Source organism: Bacillus sp. SIMBA_008, assembly GCF_046535495.1.
Classification (GTDB): Bacteria; Bacillota; Bacilli; order Bacillales; family Bacillaceae; genus Bacillus; species Bacillus subtilis.
On sequence record NZ_JAWRWL010000007.1, the window covers coordinates 194,075 to 212,711 of the forward strand.

Here is an 18,637-nt window from a genome sequence, read left to right on the forward strand (position 1 = left end):
TTTATAAAAGTTGCTGGCAAGGGTACCAACAGCTTAGCTACTATTATCACAAGATTGCTATTTTATTTATTTAATTAAAGTTGCGCCTAACAAATCTTTGCTTGTCCCATTTCTTATATATTGGTGACTAGGAGATATCATAGTTCTTTCCCCTATTAAACGGGACATTAAGGTTTTCTCTCTGGATTATCAAATGGATATAATTTTAAGTATAGACATAGTTATCACTAAACCTGAAAACAAATACTTAAACATTCATTTGGATTTTTAAATCTTTTGCAAGCGTTTTGGAGCCTAATAGCCCTTTTAAATATTTCAATTCCTACTTTTTTATCCTCTTAAGATATTTATTCAATTCTTTCATCGTTTTCTTTTGTTCAGACATATGAATTTTGATTTTGTGTAATCGTTAGCCAGCTCATGTTTTAAAAATGACTCTTCTATGTAAGTATCTTACATCTTTGCATCTACAAGTTTTGCAGAAATGATGCTTAAGAAAGCAATTTCCATGTCAATCCGATCGATACATTGATCTGTAATGCCGGCATGATCATGATAAAATGCTTTAATGTTGTCTGCACCCTTCCCGGAAAACTCGCTGTCACCCAAGTCAGCTAATTCTTAAACGCTTTTCTTAGCTTCATCAGTTGATTGAAAGCTCTTTGAGGCTTTCTTTTTTATTTCTCGAATTGTTTGTCATTGAGTAAAAATATTAGCGCCTCTTCAATTTCTTTTTCTAAGTCATTATTATTTAAATCGAATAAAGTTCCACAACCCGTCCCTTTATATCCACCGTAGTAATACCACAAATCCATTGTGAAACAGTCTAATTCTTCATCATCACAGACTATCGCAGGTTGATAGTAATTAATTGCTATTTGTGAACGGTACTCTTTTTCAAAACATCTCTCAGCTGTAAAATCATTTAGCACATCTCCATCTATGTCTCTACAAATTTTGATGCTAAGGTTTGGTTTACCCTGTGCTTCAAAAACATCTATATACTTATTCTGCAGCTTTTTCGATACTACTTCCCCCTGGCTCTCCAACTCAAATATCATTTGTTTTAATTCTAGATTAAAATCCTTTTCTGGAATCTGTATATAATCTTCATCGCTTGGGCTTTGATTTTTCTGTTTCTTGAGTAATTGACTTAAAGCTTTCCACACATTGTTGTCCTCCTATGATAGCTTCTTTAGACGTGCCTCTATGAAAATGGTCATTTGGTGATCAGCTTCACGAAATGCCTCAGCAAATGTTTCAATTCCGGTATCCTAGAGATATGGCGTTCGATAATCATGCCCACGGATACCCCAGCTGTGTGGTCCAGTTGCAAGCATAAGCGTTCTGCCCCTAATTCCATTGTTCAGATTCATCACCGACCTTGTCAAAGGGATGCTAAATAAAAAAGAACCTTTATTTTACTATTGGCTTACTTTTGAAAATTTATAAATTATTATTATATTGAACAGTGTTGGTATGATGTATATAAGACCAGTTCCAAGTAGACCTATTATTGAACTAGTAATTAATAATATGTTGAAGACTGGTTTATTATTTGTCTGGATTGAAGCAAGCATGGTTATAATTCCCGCCAAAGCACCTAAAAACCATAAATTCCCCAAAGTGTAAGAGTCATCTATAACCGCAAACAGTTGAGCCAGTACAGAAAAAACCGCTCCTAATCCCTCGGAAAAGATAGTCAATTTTTTCATAGAAATCTCCTTTTTGAAAATTGATTTAGATTTCAACATAATTATGGATTTATTTGGTTATAGTGTCAATGTTCACTCATCTATTGCTGGTAGAAGTATTGAACAAAGAAACTACCACAGAATTTGTCGAATTATTTATGCGTATTGCTTTCCTTAAGCATAAAATTATTTTCCTACTTGAAAATTTAGTACATTGTCTTATTAGTGACATAAATAAAAGTGACCTGCTTTTAGCAGTGCCGCTCCATAATATATTACCTATTAACATAAAAAATCCCTTGACACCAATAGTGCCAAGGGATTAAAAGATTAATACTGAGACATATACTGTTCGCGTTCTAAAGGATGTACTTGCGTGCGGAACATGATTCTTTAGATAAAATAGCTAATCTATAACAATCAAAACCCTTACTTATCAAGCGTCTCAGCAAATTCATTCGTTTAGATTTGTAATACATTAAGTATGATTAGTTAATTTTTTTGGTCAAATTTTGGTCTTAATTTTGGTCAAAAGCATGTTTTATGAATAATATGCTTACTACCTAGGAAAGAGTATAGATACTCTTTATAACAGTGATTTAATAGGAATGATGACTATTATTGTGCAAAAACATATGAGTTTTTTGTTATTGTGTATTTATGGTTGCAGCAAAAAAGCTCTCTAGATATAATTGTAATTAAATGCACCTGAGTTTTAAGAAAGAAGTGAATATAAATGAAATTAGTATGTGATGCGCCAGTAGCTATATATTACATTCTTCCTGTTGGTATGAGATGAGAGTAAAGAAGGCAGAAAACACAAGAGCATGACAGATTTCGAAGAAAGTTATATCAGGTTTTTGTTAATTTGCGTCTTTATGGGAAAAATCCGACCTTCCTGAACTCAAAAGAAAAACCGGGAAATGCGAACAGGAAATACGTGAAACCATAAAAAACCTTATCCGAAAAGGTGTTCTTTCTTGGGATAAAGAATAGAGAATATATGGATTATCTAAAAAAGCCCAGCTCATATGAGCTGGGCTCCTCTTTCTTTAACGAAACAAAAGAACAGCTAATATCCCTAGATTAATTATCCCTAAAAGGAAGGAAACGACCGCTATCCCTTTGTTTTTCTGCATAAAATAAAGACCGTTTATAATCAATATACAGCTGATCAAAGCATCAAATAATCGGAGAGCCATAACGTTAAAATCAACTTCAGGTTCAAAAAAGCTAAATACCGATACTGCTATTAAAAAGATTACTGATACTGTGATATAAATTAACCAGTCCCTAGATGCATTGCTCTTTTCAGTTTCTTTTTGAATACTGTTCATGAGTTGTTCAAAACCACCTTATAACAATATTTCCTAAATCTTATAATATGCACCTGATCATTTTCAATGCATCTTTATTACAATAAAAAAGAGGGTATTTCTTCCCCCCTCTCTTAATTATCCGCAAATTAATTTTATTGCTTTGCTTTTTGAGTTGTTCTTAATAATAACACAAACTGTTCCGCAACCAATGCCAATTGCTAGATTGATGGCCGCAATTCTTAAGCAAGAAAGAGCACAAGAGCCTCCATTTGCTATATCATATAACCAAGATACAGCCGTTCTGCAGCTCATCATAGTTGATGCTTTTGTTTCTTCCGTAGAGTCTTTTGAATCCTTTAAGTAATCTTCTACAGAAACTTCTGTTCCATTATCCAGTTTGACTTTTCCGCCTTCTGTTAAGTTTACATCTTCGACAACTTTACCAGATTGTTTTATTTGTAAATTAAGAAGTTTTTCTGATTCATCAAATGTAATGTAAGTTTCAATGGTATCGAATATTTGTTCAGTTTTCAGATCAACAAAATATTGTGCTGATGTTAATCCAGACTCCATATCATCAACAGGAATTGTTACCACAGCCATGCCTTCTTTTACATTTACAATCTCTTCATCTTGTTCATTTGAAAGTCTAAAGAAGCTGTTTTTTGGTTTTTTCACCAACTTGTTTTGTTTAAATTCCTTTGAGGCATAGACAATTTCTTTTGCTTTTTGTTGATCTTCTAATGGTCCCGATGACTCAGGAACCCCTGATTGGCATGACGTACAATTTGTTTTTACATTCCCTAAAACATTTGAGTTAGCTTTAACACTAGTATTAAAAGAGAAAATCGTTACTAATGTAAGTGTGAAAGCCATTAACAGTGAAAAAAAGCCTTTCTTCCCCATATTAAATACCTCCTACTTTTCCATATTTTGGGTCACCCCATAAAGAATGTAACTTATTTCTAATGTGAAATCAACAAAAAAACAGATAATTCTATTGAATTATCAAAAAATGTCTCTTTAAAAATAAGTGGACTTTATTTTCACTGTCAAAAAACTGTCTAATTGCACTTTCTTTTCGTTCATAAATACAATTACAGAAATCCCATACATCAGGTGAAATTGTTGAGATATCGGGCCTGTTTCAAAACAAAAGATCGCAATAGATAAAATGACACGGAACAAATTGATCATTTCACACTTTTGTATCACATCTAATCTATTTCTTCATTTTCCCATGGTAAAATCTTGTTGGAGCTATTCTAACGAAAGGATATGATCATGAAAGTATTTGAAGCCAAATCGCTGCTTTCCGAAGCAAATAAACGCGCAAAAGAATACAAGGAATTAAGAAGTCAGATGGTCAATCTAAAAAAGGCTTTTAAAGCTGTAGCTGATTTAGATGACAGTGAGTTTTCCGGCAAAGGCGCTGACAACATTAAAGCATTTTATCAAGACCACGCAGGTGTAGCTGACAATTGGATTGACTTACTTGATATGAAAATTGCTTTCTTGACGAGCATTTCAGGCACTTTAGAGGACGCCAGCTTATCTGATGCATATATAGAAGAATCCTTCTTAGAACACGAACTGGCTAACGCCTACACAAAATCAAAATCCATAATGTCTGAACAAAAGAAAGCGATGAAAGATATCTTACATGATATCGATGACATTCTCCCACTTGATTTGTTCTCGACAGAAGACTTTAAAGACGAACTCGCCGATGCGGAGGACAAACGCAAAAAAACAGTCGATAAACTAGGCAGCGTGGACGAAGCACTTGTTACTGAATATGCCCAGTCAGAACCAAACGAGCAATTCATCAAGAAGGACTTTCAAAAGCTTGAGGAATCCACAGGCAAAGGCAAAAATGCTACGCCCATTCATTACAACGCCAAGGCGTACCGCGAAAGTGACATACATAAGAAACAAGGCGATATTGAAAAACAAACTGAAGCTTATTTGAAGATCAAGAAAGATGCAGCGAAAGAACGGGAAATTAAAGATTTAAAGAAAAAGCTAGCTGACGGAGTGACTGACCCGGATGAATACTTAAAAATTGCCAAGAAGGTCGGCTATGAGAATCTTACCCCTGCACAGCTTGAATTTGTTTCATTTCTTGAACTAGCGTAAAGCTTTCATGGATAACGGAAAAGAAGTGTTGCGAATCATAGGTGATAGCGCCAAGGGTGCGATTGTTGGTATATACGATCTTGCCAAGGATACCGGTGAAGGAGCCATTCAATTCGGATGGAATATCGGTTGGACAATTGACAATCTTAACAAAGATCCTCAAAACGTGCTGGAGACCGTTTTGGAATACGACTATCAAGCTGCCTTTCAAAGTATGGTTGACACATTGAAGGATAATTGGGATACAAAAATGATTCACGGGGATGCATACACACGGTTGCACTACGTTACTTACTTGGGCGGAAGTCTTCTGTTATTGAAAGGTGGAAAGTCCTCTGTCTCAACAGGCTCGAAAGATCTTGCTAAAGTTGGGAAAGCAGCTGGTGGCACAATTAAGAAAGGTGGAAAGTCTGTAAAACAGTTTGTCAATTCTCCTGTAAATCGATATACTCCTGCATTAGAAGGAATCCTTCAAGATGCTGAGAAAACCATTAACGTGAAAAATACTCCGCTGCTAAAAAGTATTGCGGAAGATAAAAAAGAGAGTGTTCTCAGAAGATCTGAAAGTTCTAACAACATGGGTACAGGTAATGTTAAACAAGGTGATAGTACCCCTCTCGCACCTGGCGGCGGATTAGCTGCTCATGAAGCAAAAGGCGGGCATCTTATAGAAAGACATGTTGGGAAGACTGATGGCGGACTATTTCAACGTTTAATAAAAGATACAAAAATCTCTGGGTCTTCTTCATTTAAAGATAGAGCTACTGCAGAAAAAGTCGCCAGTTCAGTTCTAAGTGATCCAAAAAACATTACTAAAATAAAAAATGGCTCTCTAATCCTAACAGTAGACGTACTCTTCCTTTAAGATACAAAGGTGATGGAGAAGTTCTCGGCAGAAGAGTAGAAAAAGGTTCAAATGTTGCTAAGGATGCTACCAACGCTACAATAGTATTGAAAAAGAGTAAAAATGGGGAATTTATTTTAACTGGCTATCCTACAAAATAAAAGGAGTTCTGAATAACAATGTACGAGAATTATGATACTCTGGAAGAATTAAGTGATTTTTTAGAAGGAACATTTCATCAGGACATGGGTTCACCAGAACAAGCTCTGAAAGAATTTATAGCTGAATCAAGTAAAGAATGCTTAGTTTTCACAATAAAATTTTGTGAAGAGTTTTTAAATGAAAACATATCTGATCAAGAGAAAGAAAGTTTTATAAAATCATATACGGAGATTTATTTTCCGGCAATCGATTTAACTCCTTTACAATGGTTGAAAAAAGTAATTATAGAAATAAAAGAGGCTATATAAGCAATGATTGAAATTAAAGTTTCTGATCCTGTATTTAGATTTCTCGGCGGACATTTCCACCAAGATATAGAATCTCCTGAAGATGCTCTTAATGAATATCTAAATGAAGCATCACAAAAATTAAAAGAAAGAGATTTAATAGACTAACTGAGTTTTTAAATAGTGATTATTCAGAAGAAGACAAGAATGAATTTATAGAGGAAGCAGCGGATGGTATATACTTTCCTGAAGATGATATAACACCCTTGGAATGGCTTAAGCAAGTCACTGAACAAATTAGAAAACACCTTAAAACAACATAGCTAGAAAAAGAGCCCTCTTTTAAGAAGGGCTTCTTTTATTAATTCAATTTCGCTTCAATTTTCGCTTTAGTCTTAGGTCCATAAATACCGTCAGCAGAAAGGCCACATACTGACTGGAACCGTTGGACCGCGTTTGCTGTTCTCGGACCATACACGCCGGCAATGCCGTTATTCTTCGCCCTTTTGTCTGGTGTTACATGATCTATATTAAATTATTAAATTGTTTAATTAATCAAAAAATCCCCTGACACCAATAGTGCCAAGGGATTGAAAGATTAATACTGAGACATATACTGTTCGCGTTCCCAAGGATGTACTTGTGTGCGGAACATATCCCATTCGATTTCTTTTGCTTCGATGAAGTGTTCGAATAGGTGCTCGCCCAGCGCTTTGACCATGACTTCGTTTGATTTGAATTCTTCTAGTGCTTCCGCAAGTGTTGCTGGAAGGTCAACGATTCCGTTTTCCATGCGCTCTTCTTTGCTCATCACATAGATGTTGCGGTCGATTGGAGCCGGCGCTTCCAGTTTGTTTTTGATTCCGTCTAATCCTGCAGCAAGCAATACGCTAAGTGCAAGGTATGGGTTTGCAGCTGGGTCTACGCTGCGTACTTCAACACGTGTGCTGATGCCGCGAGAAGCCGGGATACGGATAAGCGGGCTTCTGTTTTGCGCGCTCCATGCTACATAGCAAGGTGCTTCATAGCCAGGAACAAGACGTTTGTAAGAGTTTACTGTCGGGTTTGTTACTGCTGTAAAGCTTGTTGCGTGCTTCACGATACCTGCGATGAAGTGTTTCGCTGTTTCACTTAACTGAAGATCTGCGCTTTCATCAAAGAATGCGTTAACACCATTTTTGAAGAGTGATAGATTGCAGTGCATACCTGAACCGTTCACACCGAACAATGGTTTTGGCATAAATGTCGCATGCAGGCCGTGTTTGCGGGCAATTGTTTTGACAACTAGTTTAAATGTTTGGATGTCATCACAAGAGCGGACTGCTCCAGCATATTTAAAGTCGATTTCGTGCTGACCAGGTGCTACTTCGTGGTGAGACGCTTCGATTTCAAAGCCCATCTCTTCAAGCTCAAGTACGATATCGCGGCGGCAGTTTTCTCCTAAATCAGTTGGAGCTAAGTCGAAATATCCGCCTTTGTCGTTTAGTTCAAGCGTCGGCTCGCCTTTTTCGTCCAATTTGAATAAGAAGAATTCAGGCTCAGGTCCAAGGTTAAAATCACTGAAGCCGAGGTCTTCCATTTCTTTCAGAATCCGTTTTAAGTTGTTTCGCGGGTCACCTTCGAAAGGTGTGCCATCCGGATTGTAAATATCACAGATGAAACGTGCTACTTTACCTTTTTCAGCTGTCCATGGGAAGATAACAAATGTATTTAGATCTGGATACAGGTACATGTCTGACTCTTCGATACGAACGAATCCCTCAATAGAAGAACCGTCAAACATGACTTTATTATCAAGCGCTTTTCCAAGCTGGCTTACAGGAATCTCAACATTCTTGATTGTTCCAAGAATGTCAGTAAATTGAAGGCGGATATACTTCACGTTTTCTTCTTTTACTAATTTTTCGATATCTTCTCTAGTGTACTTTGCCATTTGGTAAAATTCCTCCTCTTAAAAGGTAAATGTATATAGCAAAACAGTTGCTAACGGATTAATGAAAGAAGCGGGACATGTCGCCTTGACGGAATGTATTCCCTCTTTGAAAACGGCCGGCTTGCATGAGCTCGTTTTTCAGGAGTTGTCTCAGTTCGTCATCGGACAGATCATGTTTCATTGGTTTTTTCGTCTTCTCGCTTTGTTTTTGTTCTGGCTCGGCTTCGGCTTTCGCCAGAATCTGTTTAATTCCTGCCATGTTTACACCTTGTTCTATCAGGTGCTTGATTTCTAACAGTTTATCTACATCATGAAATGAAAATAATCGTCTATTCCCTTCACTTCTGGCTGGAAATATCAGTCCATTTTCCTCATAATATCGAATTTGTCTTGCTGATAACTCAGTTAACTGCATGACAATTCCTATTGGAAATAAAGGCATTGAGCGGCGAATATTATCACTCATCTCAATTTCCTCCTTTTCTTAACTTAGTTTCATTATAGGTGATGTTATATTTTGTGTCAATAAGATGTAAGGATTCTTAACATCGAATCCAGAGAAATTTTTAAAAAATTTAAATTAATTGCTTTTCCATCAATGAATCCACTGCACTGCATATGGCATTCTTCACATGCGAATAGGTTAATCCTCCCTGAACATACGCTACATACGGCGGGCGGATAGGGCCATCAGCTGATAATTCGATGCTTGCTCCTTGAATAAAAGTGCCTGCTGCCATAATGACATCATCTTCGTATCCCGGCATGTAGGCTGGATAAGGCGTCACATGAGCATTGATTGGCGATGCAAATTGAATAGCCTGGCAAAAAGCAATCATCTTTTCTCTGTCAGAAAACTCAACGGATTGTATCAAATCCGTTCTTTTCGCATCCCATTTCGGGTTTGAAGTGAAGCCCAGTTTTTCAAGGAATCTCGCTGTAAACACCGCTCCCTTTAAACTTTGAGACACAACGTGAGGCGCCAAAAAGAAGCCTTGGTACATTTCTTGGAGCGAGTAAAGAGATGCCCCCGCTTCTCTGCCGATGCCTGGTGACGTCATACGGTATGAGCAAGCTTCAATCCATTTCGCTTTCCCGACGAGGTAGCCGCCTGTTTTCGCAAGGCCGCCGCCCGGATTTTTTATGAGAGATCCCGCCATCAGATCGGCTCCAACATGGCAAGGCTCAAGCTCTTCCACAAATTCTCCGTAACAGTTGTCCACAAAGACGATCAGGTTTTCATTGATTTCTTTTACAAAACGGATCATTTCTTTTATTTCACTAATTAAGAAAGAAGGGCGATTCGCATATCCTTTTGAGCGCTGAATGCCGATTACTTTTGTCTTCGGATTGATCGCAGCGGCGACTGCATCATAGTCTATCTTTCCGTCTTTCGTCAGATCAACCGCATTATAGCCGATTTGAAAATCCTTTAACGAACCAGCGTTTTCTCCACCCCTGACGCCCACAATTTCCTCGAGTGTATCATACGGCTTGCCCGTGATATAAAGGAGCTCGTCCCCCGGTCTGAGGACACCAAACAAAGCAATCGAGATGGCATGTGTTCCTGAAATGATTTGCGGCCTTACAAGCCCCGCTTCTCCGCCAAACACATCCGCATATATGCTTTCAAGCGTGTCTCTTCCGATATCATCATAGCCGTATCCAGTAGACGGCGTGAAATGAGTGTCGCTTACTTTGTGTTTTCTATAGCTTTGAAGCACTCTCCACTCATTTCGCTCGCTGATTTCTTCTATTTGTTTATGAATGCCGGCAATGTCCGCTTCCACTTCCATTGCCGTTTTCTTCAATAATTCTCCGTGTGTTAATGTGTCAAACATGTCTTTATATTTCCTTCCTACATATACTTCTTTAATTCACCGATGATACTTTGCTCTTCTTGGACATAGCCGGATATGTCATACTGTTCATTTTCTTCATTAAAATAGAAGCGGTCTACCATCGTTTCCGATTTGATTCTGGAAAGGAGCTTCCCTTCACTTGCCGGCACATGTGCTTCAAAAGACGTTAACAGTTCTTCGCGCAAATAGCGCTGAATCGCTTCTTTAAAGGCTGCAGCGTCGTCCTCAAATTTCGCACTGACCATAATGTGATCCCTTCCGGCGGTCGGTATAAAATCAGGCAGTTTTTGATCACGTTTATTGTAAGCCGTCAGCATCGGGATATCATCTGCTTCAAGCTCCTCAAGCAGCCGAAGCACTGTTTTTTCATGTCCCGCATAATCCTCATTTGAAGAATCAATTAAATGCAGAATTAAATCCGCTTCTTTTACTTCCTCAAGCGTTGAGCGGAATGCAGCAATCAATGTCGTCGGAAGATCCTGAATAAATCCTACTGTATCTGATAGAAGAACACTGTAGCCGCTTGGCAGGACCATTTTTCTGGTCATCGGATCGAGCGTGGCAAACAGGAGGTCTTCTTCATAGCTGTCAGCACTCGTCAGACGGTTGAACCATGTTGATTTCCCTGCGTTTGTATAGCCGACAAGCGCAATTTGAAGCACACCGTTTTTCTTTCTTCTTTCACGGTATCGGCTTCTATGGCGAATGACAGTGGAAAGCTGTGTGTTGATTTCATGAATGCGATTTCTGATATGGCGGCGGTCGGTTTCCAGTTTCGTTTCCCCGGGACCTCTTGCCCCAATTCCACCGCCTTGCCGGGAAAGGTTGATCCCTTGTCCCGTCAGACGCGGCAGTGCATATTGCAGCTGAGCCAGCTCAATTTGAAGTTTGCCTTCTCTCGTTCTCGCCCGCTTTGCAAAAATATCTAATATCAATTGCGTGCGGTCAATCATCTTCACTTCAATTGCTGTTGCCAATGACTTCAGCTGACTTGGCGACAGTTCATCATTAAAGATGAGGAGATCAGCTTCAAGCTCTTCCACCAGTGCCTTCAGCTCTTCTACCTTCCCTTTTCCTATATATGTAGCGGCGTCAGCCCTGTTCCGTTTTTGTGTGACGCTGGTCAGTACTTTTCCGTCTGCTGTTTTCGTCAGAGATGCTAGCTCTTCCATAGAATTTTCAAAATGCTCATCCGTGATATGCGGCAGCTGACATCCGACTAAAATGGCTTTCTCCTGAATCGTTTCTTGTTCGTTCAAATGGATGTTCCTTTCTTTTGCATATTGGGCAGTAGTATTATCATACCAAACCCTGCATGTGTATACCACAAATCGATTGCTTTGAAAAGCGGAAATACGAGCAAAAAAACAGACCTCTCAAAAACTGAGAGGTCTATGCAGATCCAGATGCTTCTTCTTTAATGGAAAGATCTTGGCTTTTGATGGTCATCAAGTCGCTTTTTAAGTATTGGTCTCCCATTAAAAGCCTCATGGCTTGTGCTCTGATCGATTTTTCGATCACATTTCTGACAAAACGTCCATTGCTGAATTTAATGGGACTTGTCGTGCTTTTCACTGTCATTAAGTAATCTTTCAATTTCCATTCAGCTTCTTGACTGAGCTGGTATTCCCTTTCATCGATCATTCGTTTCGCAATCTCCATGAGCTGGGTCACAGAGTAATCCGGAAAATCAATGGAGATGGGAAATCTTGATTGGAGACCGGGATTTAACGAGAGAAAATGATCCATTTCCCGTGAATATCCGGCGAGTATCAAAATAAACTCATGCTGTTTGTCTTCCATATGCTTGAATATGGTTTAGTCTTTTATGCGAGTTTATAAACTCCCCTCCCTGCTCGCCGTTAAGAAAATCCACATGGCTGTTTTCATTATTAAGTGAAGAACTTTTCCATACAACTTCCATGTGATCATCATCAAACAGAGTTACTTTTTCAATGAAGAAATCAAGGAATTGCCGTTTTTCTTCTATTGTAATTTCATTTTTAATCATTTTAGAGAACGAGCCAATATACTCGATCATTTTTTGTTTTTTGTCTTCAGTTTGTTTATTTGCAGCCAATTGTGAATTAATTATTTTAATCTCATTCTCAATATGCTCTTTGTTCTGTTCCAATGGCTGAGACAGTTGGTCGAACATACTTTCTTTAATTTTCCCTTTCCCAAAAAGAATTACATAATTTGCTATTTCTTCATCTATCTCACCGAGTTGTTTTTCTAGTCGACTTGCTTTTGCTTTGAGTTCATCGATTTTCTTTTGATCAGACGCTTCCTCTAAAAATGATTCTAGAAATTTCTCTGGATTCTTCAGGAGTTTTATAAACCAGTTCCAAAAAACTTCATCAACGATATCGACTCTCCAGTTCTTACCTTCACATGAAACAACTTTCTTGCCATTTTGATATCCTTTTGCAGTCTTTGCTCTACAAGAATAATACTTATATACGCCTGATTTAGTTTTAGAAGTTATTCCTGAGCCACATGCCCCTCCACAACGGCCGCATTTCGCCTTGTTTTTCAGCAAATAGTCTTTAGTAGCTCGACTTCTTCCCTTAAAGTTGCTCTTCAATCGCTCAATGATTTGCTCTCGTGTAGCTTTATCCCACATTGGAGGAATCTTTATCAATATCCATTCGTCTTTGTTTGTCGGCACCTGTTTCTTCTTACCGTTAATTTGAACAACTTTTGACTTTCCATAATAAAAATCACCTGTGTAATCTTCATTCTGCAACATTCTACTTACAGTTGCCTGATACCAAGTCTTTCCGTTAGGAGCAGCAACTCCCCTTCTTGAAAGTTCTTTAGCAATTTCATTCGAGGACATTTTTTTGTTTAAGAGCATATCCTTCATTTCAAGCAATATTTCTTTTTCTTCTTCGTTATACTCAGGAAGATCTGTCACTGTATTAAATTTGTACCCATACAACCTTTTAAATGAAGGAAATTCACCTTTCTTTGCTTTAGCCAATCTTCCTCGCTTTGAGTTAGCATGAATTTTCGCCTTATTGTACTGTGCAATTGAACCTTGAATGTTGTACATCAGCATTGATTCAGGATCATGAGGATTTACTTCAAATTCAATAAACTCGATATCAACACCCATACCCCATATTCTTCTTGATACCACACCCTGTAAGGTGTTATCTCTAGTTAGACGATCTGGGTGTAATACTATGAATTTTTTTCCTAGTCCTTTTTCTAATAAATATAAGGCGTGATTAAGAGCTGGCCGGTTTGGATCATCTCCCATGCCCCCCGGTTCAACTAACGCAATTATTTCGCTTTCCTTGTATCCAAATTTAGAGATTGCTCTTTCTTTACACCTTTCTATTTGTGACTCAATTGAAAAACCCTTATTAGCTTGATCTGTTGTTGATACTCTGGCATAAATCAATGCATTAATTTTGCCAATCAAATGCATTATATTGTCCGTACTTAGCTTTTGATCTCCCTTTAATATAAGCAATAGATCATAACCTCCATATTGCTTTATCTTTTATGTCTGTATATAAGCACAAGTATACCATGGGAAAAACAGGTATACTTGTTTTACCTTATGCTTTTTTATACTTGTACATTAATGTAGCTGCAAAATCATAAAATTCTTTAGTTGATATCACCTCTTCAACCCAATTTTCTACATCCTGATTAATAACTGTGGTTACCTTATAGTTTTCTGCGCATTCTCTTCTTTTGCTCATTGATGCACCACTCCCATAGATGACTTGTCATCAATGTATGAATTAAGTGGTTTGTCCAATAACTTGGATTTCTTTATCAATTCATCGCAAAGTTTGTTTAGATAATATGTATAATTCACTTTCTTTTTCATCCAGCGCACTTCTGTACCGATCTCTTCACAAATTGCTATCGGGATACTGGACTTGTTAACTTTATTATTATATGTGTGTTCTAACTGCTTTTCGGCTATGTTTTTGTATTTCAAAAATTCATCAATATGTACGAAATAAACCTTGTTCTCAGGCTCTCTAAACTGAAACAGAAAACCAGGAATTATGTTTGGGTACTGTGCTGCCTCTTTTAAATGTTTAATCTGCTGCCCTTTTATGATCTTCTCACTGAAGGAAATGGACTTGTTCTTTGTCGACTTAAGCTCAAAGGGGAACAAGTATCCATTAAAATGCAGGAAACAGTCATATTTGTTTTTTGATACTGATGCTCCTCTTTTCAAGAACATCGGATTAACGTCTTTAATCCGGTAGAAGAATAACTTCTGATCTATTGCAGATTTTTCAATATTCGTTTCAAAAACTTTCCCTTGATTGTTTGCTCCCAATCAATCACTCTCCTAATCTATATTGAAGGTAAATTCTGTATGTGCTAAAATCGTTGCTGAAAGAGGTGTACTAAGTGAAAAAACAATGGAAACCAGTTGATTCAAGACTCAATGAGCTCATGCATGAACATAGCGTTTCAATTGATGATCTTGTTGAACGTACTGGATTATCAAAACAACTTATTAATGATTATGTAGTTGGTTTTAAATCAAATATGAATATTGGAACTGCAATGACAATTGCTGATGCTATAGGTTGCTCTATCGAAGAGCTTTATGTATGGAACTTTAAAGAGCGCAGACAATTGGGTCAAATAACTTACAAGGTGGTTCCCTTTTTGATCCACCTGATTTCTTGCATTAATTCCTCATTATTGTCAGCTAAGTTAATTAAGTTACGGTGCGCTCTTTGCAAATCTTTTTCTTCAATGGCCTCCTTTACGGTTTTCATTTGTCTATCCATTTTGTTATACAGTGTATGAATTGAATGATAAGTCTCGTTAATTTTTCTCACTTCTTTCTCATATATACATTCACAAGATTTCTGACCTCACTCCTTATTTGATTGGATTATAATTAAATGTGTTATGTACATGAATGGATGTTTCATGGCTTTTTGCAAAAAAATATTCTTTAATTGGATTAACTTTATTTGCTGGTGATTCTTGATTTTCTTTAATATAGATACCGACTAAAGAATCTATAGTATCAGCACAATAATTAGATGCACCACTTTGTAAATTGATTAATTTCAGCATTTTATTTTTATCTTTATAAATCAGATAAGGTGTTTGAGTCCCATTCTTTCTAACAACAAAAAAGATATCATTTGGTTGCACCGAGTATGTCTTTTTGTAGCGACTTTCATCAATATTTTTTAAATTCATTTGACTCTCCTTTTTAAATTAAAGATTTATTATGGTATCAATATTATGCATTATGTATATCGTTTCTTGATTAGTATTTGTCTTTAATTAGTTAATGGGCAACAAGTATATCAGGCTCATTCACTCTATATGGGAATTCTAAGTGATCATCAAAGTAATGTACTGTGGTATGCGGACTATGGAAATTTCTATTATAGTCACTAGTTCTCATTTTTATTGTGCTACGGCTATACATCTCTTCCCACTTTAAATAAGCAACTTTATTGTTTACAGTGTCAACTAATGCTAGAACATCAAAACTATTTTCTGAATACACATTGTTAGATCTTCGAATATCAAATACCAACTTATCATTTAAAATCTTATTAGAAGCTTTTACTTGAATTTTAAAAGATTTATCATTTTTTATAGCTACAATATCAATTAAACTTCCGTTGTTCATTGGTGCAAAAAGCTCAAACCCCTTTTTAGTTAAGTCATATAAAACTAGAAACTCTCCACAATCACCAGTTTTTCTTTTTTCATCTTTTAACATCCCCACATATTACCTCCACTAATTTTATTTTATATTTGTATAAAAGACCGATTTTATTTAGTTGTTTGACTTAACTCAACTGGCTCATAATTAGTCAATTCATGAAATTCTTCCTTCTGATGTTGGCTCATTTTTATTGGTTTTACCCACTTCATCTTTGAAGGCTTAATCTTGTAGTCGCTGCTTACATCTTCTAAAAGTTCATGTTTACCTCCTTTCATTGAAATAACCCTCCCCAAATTACTCCTGCAGCTATGGCAGCTATAAAAACAGAAACGAATTTCAATATTATGAAGAACTTGATATGCTTTGTTTCATCTTCAGTTAAGTTCAAATCTGATAAAGCGAATAAACCAAACATAATCAACAAAATCCATGCTGTAACAATCATCTACTTTGAACCTCTTTCGACTGTATGTCCGCCGGTAATGTCATTTAAGATCGTGCTACTTGAAGAAAGCTTGTTGCTCTCACTATCTTTATTTTTAGTGTAATTAATAAAATCATCGAACTGGATCAAATACACTCCGTAAGCTGTGTTATTCAATCTTTCAATGGTATCTTCACTAGGTTTAGAAAACCAGCTGTCAGTACCTTGGCCATACACTTCAAAAATCTGAATTATCTCGTCCTTATACTCAAAGTAAGCCAGTTTATTTTCAAATTCACATTCCTCATCAACTGGATTCCCCACATGATTTGTCGCATATTCCATCATTGAAGTAAGCATGTAACCTAATTCAACGTCCGAGAAACTTAGTTGAGGCTTAGGTGTTCCATAATAAATATCAGCCTCATTTAGAGATCCCCTCTGATTAACTTCTTTCATGATCTCTTCGATAGCAGTGTAGCCTTCATGAATAATAAAATCTCTTCGCATCTCGTCTCTTCGTTTATATTCCTGTAAGAAACTTGTTATCTTAAACTCTGTATTCTTCATTTAACTCCTCCTTGTATGAACCGATTATTTCTGGTATCCGTTGAAAGAAAGTAATAATGCAATCCCTAGCATCAAAGGGATATTCGCAATCAATTTCAGCACTGGATATGTAGTTTTCGTATTCGATGCTCGATATTAGTTTAGGATTATAGGGTAACTCGAATTGCAAACACCTTTTCAGTATAGGTAGTTGCTTATTGATAAAATTCAAGAACTTCTTCTCATACTCAGGAACCTGTTCATATAGTTTGTTTACAAGCTCTTCAATTGTATCTGCTTGCACCTTGTAGAGATTCTCGAACAGTTTTTTGTTGATGTCCATCAATTGGTATAAAGTCTTAACTGTTTTATACTTACCAGTTAAAGTCACTCCCCACCAATCAAACCGCTCAACTGCGTTCTTCATATACGCAACCCCTTTATAAAATTAGGCAACTTCTATCTTAATTTTCCCACCCTTATAAAACCCAGAATTTTTATAAGATCTTCTTTCAACCTCTAATTGTTGCACAGTTGGATATCCTCGCCATATCCCTTCCAGAAAACATCGTTTATGAAAAGGCGATAGTTCCATTTCAAATTGCTCCAACTCCTTTTTCAAATGAAATCAACATTTTATTTAAACTATTCTTAAACAACCTAGCTCGCTTGATCAGATCCCCTTACAATCTTTACTGCTGTAGTTAGTTCATTACGATACTCCTCTTCTTGTACAAACTTCTTTCTCACTAAATTCATAAATTTGTTGAACTCACTTTGCCCCTGACTCCCCCACTTAAAGTCATTTAATAAGTGTGCATTTGTTCTTGATAAATAATCATCTAATTTAACCATCGTTACCACCCCTCTTTCTTTTTTAAATAAAATTAGAATTTTAATTCCTCTTACCTTAAATTAATAACATCAACTTTTGGTATGTCTCTTAACCTTGATACGCTATCGTGATAAACAACTCCAACAGTTTCACCTTGAAATTGCTTTCCAATGAAATCTTCAACCTTCTTGAGTGCCACTCTAAAATTTCCTTTACGCAAAAAGCGGAATTCGATTTGTCTTGAACTTACAGTTAGAAATAAACCGATGTCTTCCTGTATCCCAGAGGAGAATCCCAATACTGGTTTACCCAATTGCATCTTGAAGTCAATTTCACAAAGTTTAATTAACATTCTTAAGGGAAGCCTCTTGCTAAGAACTAATGAAAATGAATGTGGCAATATGTATCCCCCTATCTAAACCTATGATTCAGTCCATGCTAATTTATGCTCCATGGCCAATAGACATTAAAATCACCCTCTCTTTGTAAAAACGTGTATAATCCCTGAAAAAGTCTCCATAATATGATTCAAACAAGCTTGTTTTCATTACACTTTAGGAGATGAATAAGATGGCTCAACAAAGTAGATCAAGATCAAACAACAATAATGAGTTATTAGTTCCTCAAGCAGCTTCAGCTATTGAACAAATGAAACTTGAAATAGCTTCTGAGTTTGGTGTCCAATTAGGTGCTGAGACTACATCTCGTGCAAACGGTTCAGTTGGTGGAGAAATCACTAAACGTTTAGTTCGCTTAGCTCAACAAAACATGGGCGGTCAATTCCATTAATTTATGAGGGGAATAATTCCCCTCTCTTTTTAAGTCTCTCTTCTAAACCATACAGAACTAATGGTATTGTTTACACCCCTTTTTATGTTGCTACTATTATTAAGCTCCTCGACTTGC

General features: G+C 36.8%; 22 protein-coding genes and 7 pseudogenes. 6 read left to right on the forward strand and 23 right to left on the reverse strand.

Going from position 1 to position 18,637, the window contains the following annotated elements:
- Nucleotides 1-352 precede the first annotated feature (352 nt).
- The 5 genes and pseudogenes from SB658_RS20355 to SB658_RS20375 all read right to left on the reverse strand — a co-directional run.
- Nucleotides 353-653: pseudogene (locus SB658_RS20355) on the reverse strand (T7SS effector LXG polymorphic toxin); the annotation flags it as partial.
- A 24-nt stretch (nt 654-677) separates the two neighbouring features.
- Entirely contained in the window at nt 678-1,169 is a 492-nt protein-coding gene (locus tag SB658_RS20360) for a hypothetical protein (RefSeq protein ID WP_144500755.1), read from the reverse strand.
- A 255-nt stretch (nt 1,170-1,424) separates the two neighbouring features.
- The gene (locus tag SB658_RS20365; protein WP_144500756.1) at nt 1,425-1,715 is read right to left on the reverse strand and encodes a hypothetical protein; all 291 of its coding nucleotides are present in this window, start codon (nt 1,713-1,715) and stop codon (nt 1,425-1,427) included.
- Nucleotides 1,716-2,746: 1,031 nt separating this feature from the next.
- A complete protein-coding gene (locus SB658_RS20370) occupies nt 2,747-3,031 on the reverse strand; it encodes a hypothetical protein (protein ID WP_070549034.1) in 285 nt (94 codons plus the stop codon).
- Between the two features lie 117 nt (nt 3,032-3,148).
- Complete coding sequence (locus SB658_RS20375) at nt 3,149-3,919, reverse strand: putative immunity/bacteriocin fusion bifunctional protein (protein ID WP_144500757.1); 771 nt, start codon at nt 3,917-3,919, stop codon at nt 3,149-3,151.
- Nucleotides 3,920-4,297: 378 nt separating this feature from the next.
- On the opposite strand from SB658_RS20375, the pseudogene SB658_RS28365 reads away from it, so the two are divergent.
- The 4 genes and pseudogenes from SB658_RS28365 to SB658_RS20395 all read left to right on the forward strand — a co-directional run.
- Nucleotides 4,298-5,606 (forward strand): annotated as a pseudogene (locus SB658_RS28365) (ribonuclease YeeF family protein); the annotation flags it as partial.
- A 123-nt stretch (nt 5,607-5,729) separates the two neighbouring features.
- Nucleotides 5,730-6,157: pseudogene (locus tag SB658_RS20385) on the forward strand (RNase A-like domain-containing protein).
- Nucleotides 6,158-6,175: 18 nt separating this feature from the next.
- Nucleotides 6,176-6,466, forward strand: coding sequence for a contact-dependent growth inhibition system immunity protein (locus SB658_RS20390; RefSeq protein ID WP_069839412.1), 291 nt, complete (start codon nt 6,176-6,178; stop codon nt 6,464-6,466).
- Between the two features lie 3 nt (nt 6,467-6,469).
- Nucleotides 6,470-6,768 (forward strand): annotated as a pseudogene (locus SB658_RS20395) (contact-dependent growth inhibition system immunity protein).
- 38 nt (nt 6,769-6,806) lie between these two features.
- Here the strand turns inward: SB658_RS20395 and SB658_RS20400 are convergent.
- From SB658_RS20400 to SB658_RS20440, 9 genes and pseudogenes are all read right to left on the reverse strand, one after another.
- A pseudogene (locus SB658_RS20400) lies at nt 6,807-6,959 on the reverse strand (peptidoglycan-binding domain-containing protein); the annotation flags it as partial.
- Between the two features lie 84 nt (nt 6,960-7,043).
- Nucleotides 7,044-8,378, reverse strand: a complete 1,335-nt coding sequence (glnA, locus tag SB658_RS20405) for a type I glutamate--ammonia ligase (protein WP_015252037.1) — start codon at nt 8,376-8,378, stop codon at nt 7,044-7,046.
- A 58-nt stretch (nt 8,379-8,436) separates the two neighbouring features.
- The gene (glnR, locus tag SB658_RS20410) at nt 8,437-8,844 is read right to left on the reverse strand and encodes a transcriptional repressor GlnR (protein ID WP_014476884.1); all 408 of its coding nucleotides are present in this window, start codon (nt 8,842-8,844) and stop codon (nt 8,437-8,439) included.
- A 109-nt stretch (nt 8,845-8,953) separates the two neighbouring features.
- Nucleotides 8,954-10,219, reverse strand: coding sequence for a methionine gamma-lyase family protein (locus tag SB658_RS20415; RefSeq protein ID WP_029317829.1), 1,266 nt, complete (start codon nt 10,217-10,219; stop codon nt 8,954-8,956).
- A 17-nt stretch (nt 10,220-10,236) separates the two neighbouring features.
- Entirely contained in the window at nt 10,237-11,499 is a 1,263-nt protein-coding gene (gene hflX / locus SB658_RS20420) for a GTPase HflX (RefSeq protein ID WP_049140071.1), read from the reverse strand.
- A 133-nt stretch (nt 11,500-11,632) separates the two neighbouring features.
- Nucleotides 11,633-12,058: pseudogene (locus tag SB658_RS20425) on the reverse strand (stage V sporulation protein K); the annotation flags it as partial.
- Nucleotides 12,024-13,724 (reverse strand): recombinase family protein, encoded by a 1,701-nt coding sequence (locus SB658_RS20430; RefSeq protein ID WP_032721885.1) that lies wholly within the window; start codon nt 13,722-13,724, stop codon nt 12,024-12,026. The gene SB658_RS20430 and the pseudogene SB658_RS20425, both read right to left, overlap by 35 nt.
- Before the next feature lie 88 nt (nt 13,725-13,812).
- Nucleotides 13,813-13,959 (reverse strand): hypothetical protein, encoded by a 147-nt coding sequence (locus SB658_RS20435; protein WP_160171069.1) that lies wholly within the window; start codon nt 13,957-13,959, stop codon nt 13,813-13,815.
- Nucleotides 13,956-14,555, reverse strand: coding sequence for a Holliday junction resolvase RecU (locus SB658_RS20440; RefSeq protein ID WP_144500949.1), 600 nt, complete (start codon nt 14,553-14,555; stop codon nt 13,956-13,958). The genes SB658_RS20435 and SB658_RS20440 overlap by 4 nt, the downstream gene beginning before the upstream one ends.
- A 74-nt stretch (nt 14,556-14,629) precedes the next feature.
- Here SB658_RS20440 and SB658_RS20445 point away from each other — a divergent pair.
- A pseudogene (locus SB658_RS20445) lies at nt 14,630-14,863 on the forward strand (helix-turn-helix domain-containing protein); the annotation flags it as partial.
- An 11-nt stretch (nt 14,864-14,874) separates the two neighbouring features.
- Here the strand turns inward: SB658_RS20445 and SB658_RS20450 are convergent.
- The 9 genes from SB658_RS20450 to SB658_RS20490 form a co-directional block, all read right to left on the reverse strand.
- Nucleotides 14,875-15,060: a hypothetical protein gene (locus SB658_RS20450; protein WP_113712938.1), complete on the reverse strand. Its 186-nt coding sequence runs from the start codon at nt 15,058-15,060 to the stop codon at nt 14,875-14,877.
- A 52-nt stretch (nt 15,061-15,112) separates the two neighbouring features.
- Nucleotides 15,113-15,442 (reverse strand): hypothetical protein, encoded by a 330-nt coding sequence (locus SB658_RS20455; RefSeq protein ID WP_116316033.1) that lies wholly within the window; start codon nt 15,440-15,442, stop codon nt 15,113-15,115.
- Nucleotides 15,443-15,533: 91 nt separating this feature from the next.
- Nucleotides 15,534-15,977 carry a group I intron-associated PD-(D/E)XK endonuclease gene (locus SB658_RS20460; protein ID WP_250628985.1) on the reverse strand — a complete coding sequence of 148 codons (444 nt, stop codon included), beginning with the start codon at nt 15,975-15,977 and terminating at the stop codon, nt 15,534-15,536.
- Nucleotides 15,978-16,030: 53 nt separating this feature from the next.
- Nucleotides 16,031-16,198 (reverse strand): hypothetical protein, encoded by a 168-nt coding sequence (locus SB658_RS20465; RefSeq protein ID WP_186437844.1) that lies wholly within the window; start codon nt 16,196-16,198, stop codon nt 16,031-16,033.
- Complete coding sequence (locus tag SB658_RS20470; RefSeq protein ID WP_144500950.1) at nt 16,195-16,368, reverse strand: hypothetical protein; 174 nt, start codon at nt 16,366-16,368, stop codon at nt 16,195-16,197. Before SB658_RS20470 ends, SB658_RS20465 begins: the two co-directional genes overlap by 4 nt.
- Nucleotides 16,369-16,917, reverse strand: coding sequence for a hypothetical protein (locus tag SB658_RS20475; protein WP_144500951.1), 549 nt, complete (start codon nt 16,915-16,917; stop codon nt 16,369-16,371).
- On the reverse strand, nt 16,898-17,323 hold the full coding sequence (locus SB658_RS20480) for a hypothetical protein (protein WP_144500952.1): 426 nt from the start codon (nt 17,321-17,323) through the stop codon (nt 16,898-16,900). The genes SB658_RS20475 and SB658_RS20480 overlap by 20 nt, the downstream gene beginning before the upstream one ends.
- A gap of 233 nt (nt 17,324-17,556) precedes the next feature.
- Nucleotides 17,557-17,751 carry a hypothetical protein gene (locus SB658_RS20485; protein ID WP_144500953.1) on the reverse strand — a complete coding sequence of 65 codons (195 nt, stop codon included), beginning with the start codon at nt 17,749-17,751 and terminating at the stop codon, nt 17,557-17,559.
- A 50-nt stretch (nt 17,752-17,801) separates the two neighbouring features.
- Nucleotides 17,802-18,131, reverse strand: coding sequence for a hypothetical protein (locus SB658_RS20490; protein ID WP_144500954.1), 330 nt, complete (start codon nt 18,129-18,131; stop codon nt 17,802-17,804).
- 170 nt (nt 18,132-18,301) lie between these two features.
- Here SB658_RS20490 and sspC point away from each other — a divergent pair, with 170 nt between their 5' ends.
- Nucleotides 18,302-18,520: an acid-soluble spore protein SspC gene (gene sspC / locus SB658_RS20495; protein WP_041336474.1), complete on the forward strand. Its 219-nt coding sequence runs from the start codon at nt 18,302-18,304 to the stop codon at nt 18,518-18,520.
- The last annotated feature ends 117 nt before the right edge of the window (nt 18,521-18,637 follow it).

What these genes read in the sequence shown, in the direction of transcription:
- sspC (WP_041336474.1), top strand. Translation starts at nt 18,302, where the DNA reads ATGGCTCAACAAAGTAGATCAAGATCAAACAACAATAATGAGTTATTA.
- SB658_RS20460 (WP_250628985.1), bottom strand. Translation starts at nt 15,977, where the DNA reads ATGTTAAAAGATGAAAAAAGAAAAACTGGTGATTGTGGAGAGTTTCTA.
- SB658_RS20375 (WP_144500757.1), bottom strand. Translation starts at nt 3,919, where the DNA reads ATGGGGAAGAAAGGCTTTTTTTCACTGTTAATGGCTTTCACACTTACA.
- SB658_RS20470 (WP_144500950.1), bottom strand. Translation starts at nt 16,368, where the DNA reads ATGATTGTTACAGCATGGATTTTGTTGATTATGTTTGGTTTATTCGCT.
- glnR (WP_014476884.1), bottom strand. Translation starts at nt 8,844, where the DNA reads ATGAGTGATAATATTCGCCGCTCAATGCCTTTATTTCCAATAGGAATT.
- glnA (WP_015252037.1), bottom strand. Translation starts at nt 8,378, where the DNA reads ATGGCAAAGTACACTAGAGAAGATATCGAAAAATTAGTAAAAGAAGAA.
- SB658_RS20480 (WP_144500952.1), bottom strand. Translation starts at nt 17,323, where the DNA reads ATGAAGAACGCAGTTGAGCGGTTTGATTGGTGGGGAGTGACTTTAACT.
- SB658_RS20475 (WP_144500951.1), bottom strand. Translation starts at nt 16,917, where the DNA reads ATGAAGAATACAGAGTTTAAGATAACAAGTTTCTTACAGGAATATAAA.
- SB658_RS20415 (WP_029317829.1), bottom strand. Translation starts at nt 10,219, where the DNA reads ATGTTTGACACATTAACACACGGAGAATTATTGAAGAAAACGGCAATG.
- SB658_RS20365 (WP_144500756.1), bottom strand. Translation starts at nt 1,715, where the DNA reads ATGAAAAAATTGACTATCTTTTCCGAGGGATTAGGAGCGGTTTTTTCT.
- SB658_RS20435 (WP_160171069.1), bottom strand. Translation starts at nt 13,959, where the DNA reads ATGAGCAAAAGAAGAGAATGCGCAGAAAACTATAAGGTAACCACAGTT.
- SB658_RS20370 (WP_070549034.1), bottom strand. Translation starts at nt 3,031, where the DNA reads ATGAACAGTATTCAAAAAGAAACTGAAAAGAGCAATGCATCTAGGGAC.
- SB658_RS20455 (WP_116316033.1), bottom strand. Translation starts at nt 15,442, where the DNA reads ATGAATTTAAAAAATATTGATGAAAGTCGCTACAAAAAGACATACTCG.
- SB658_RS20390 (WP_069839412.1), top strand. Translation starts at nt 6,176, where the DNA reads ATGTACGAGAATTATGATACTCTGGAAGAATTAAGTGATTTTTTAGAA.
- SB658_RS20465 (WP_186437844.1), bottom strand. Translation starts at nt 16,198, where the DNA reads ATGAAAGGAGGTAAACATGAACTTTTAGAAGATGTAAGCAGCGACTAC.
- SB658_RS20485 (WP_144500953.1), bottom strand. Translation starts at nt 17,751, where the DNA reads ATGGTTAAATTAGATGATTATTTATCAAGAACAAATGCACACTTATTA.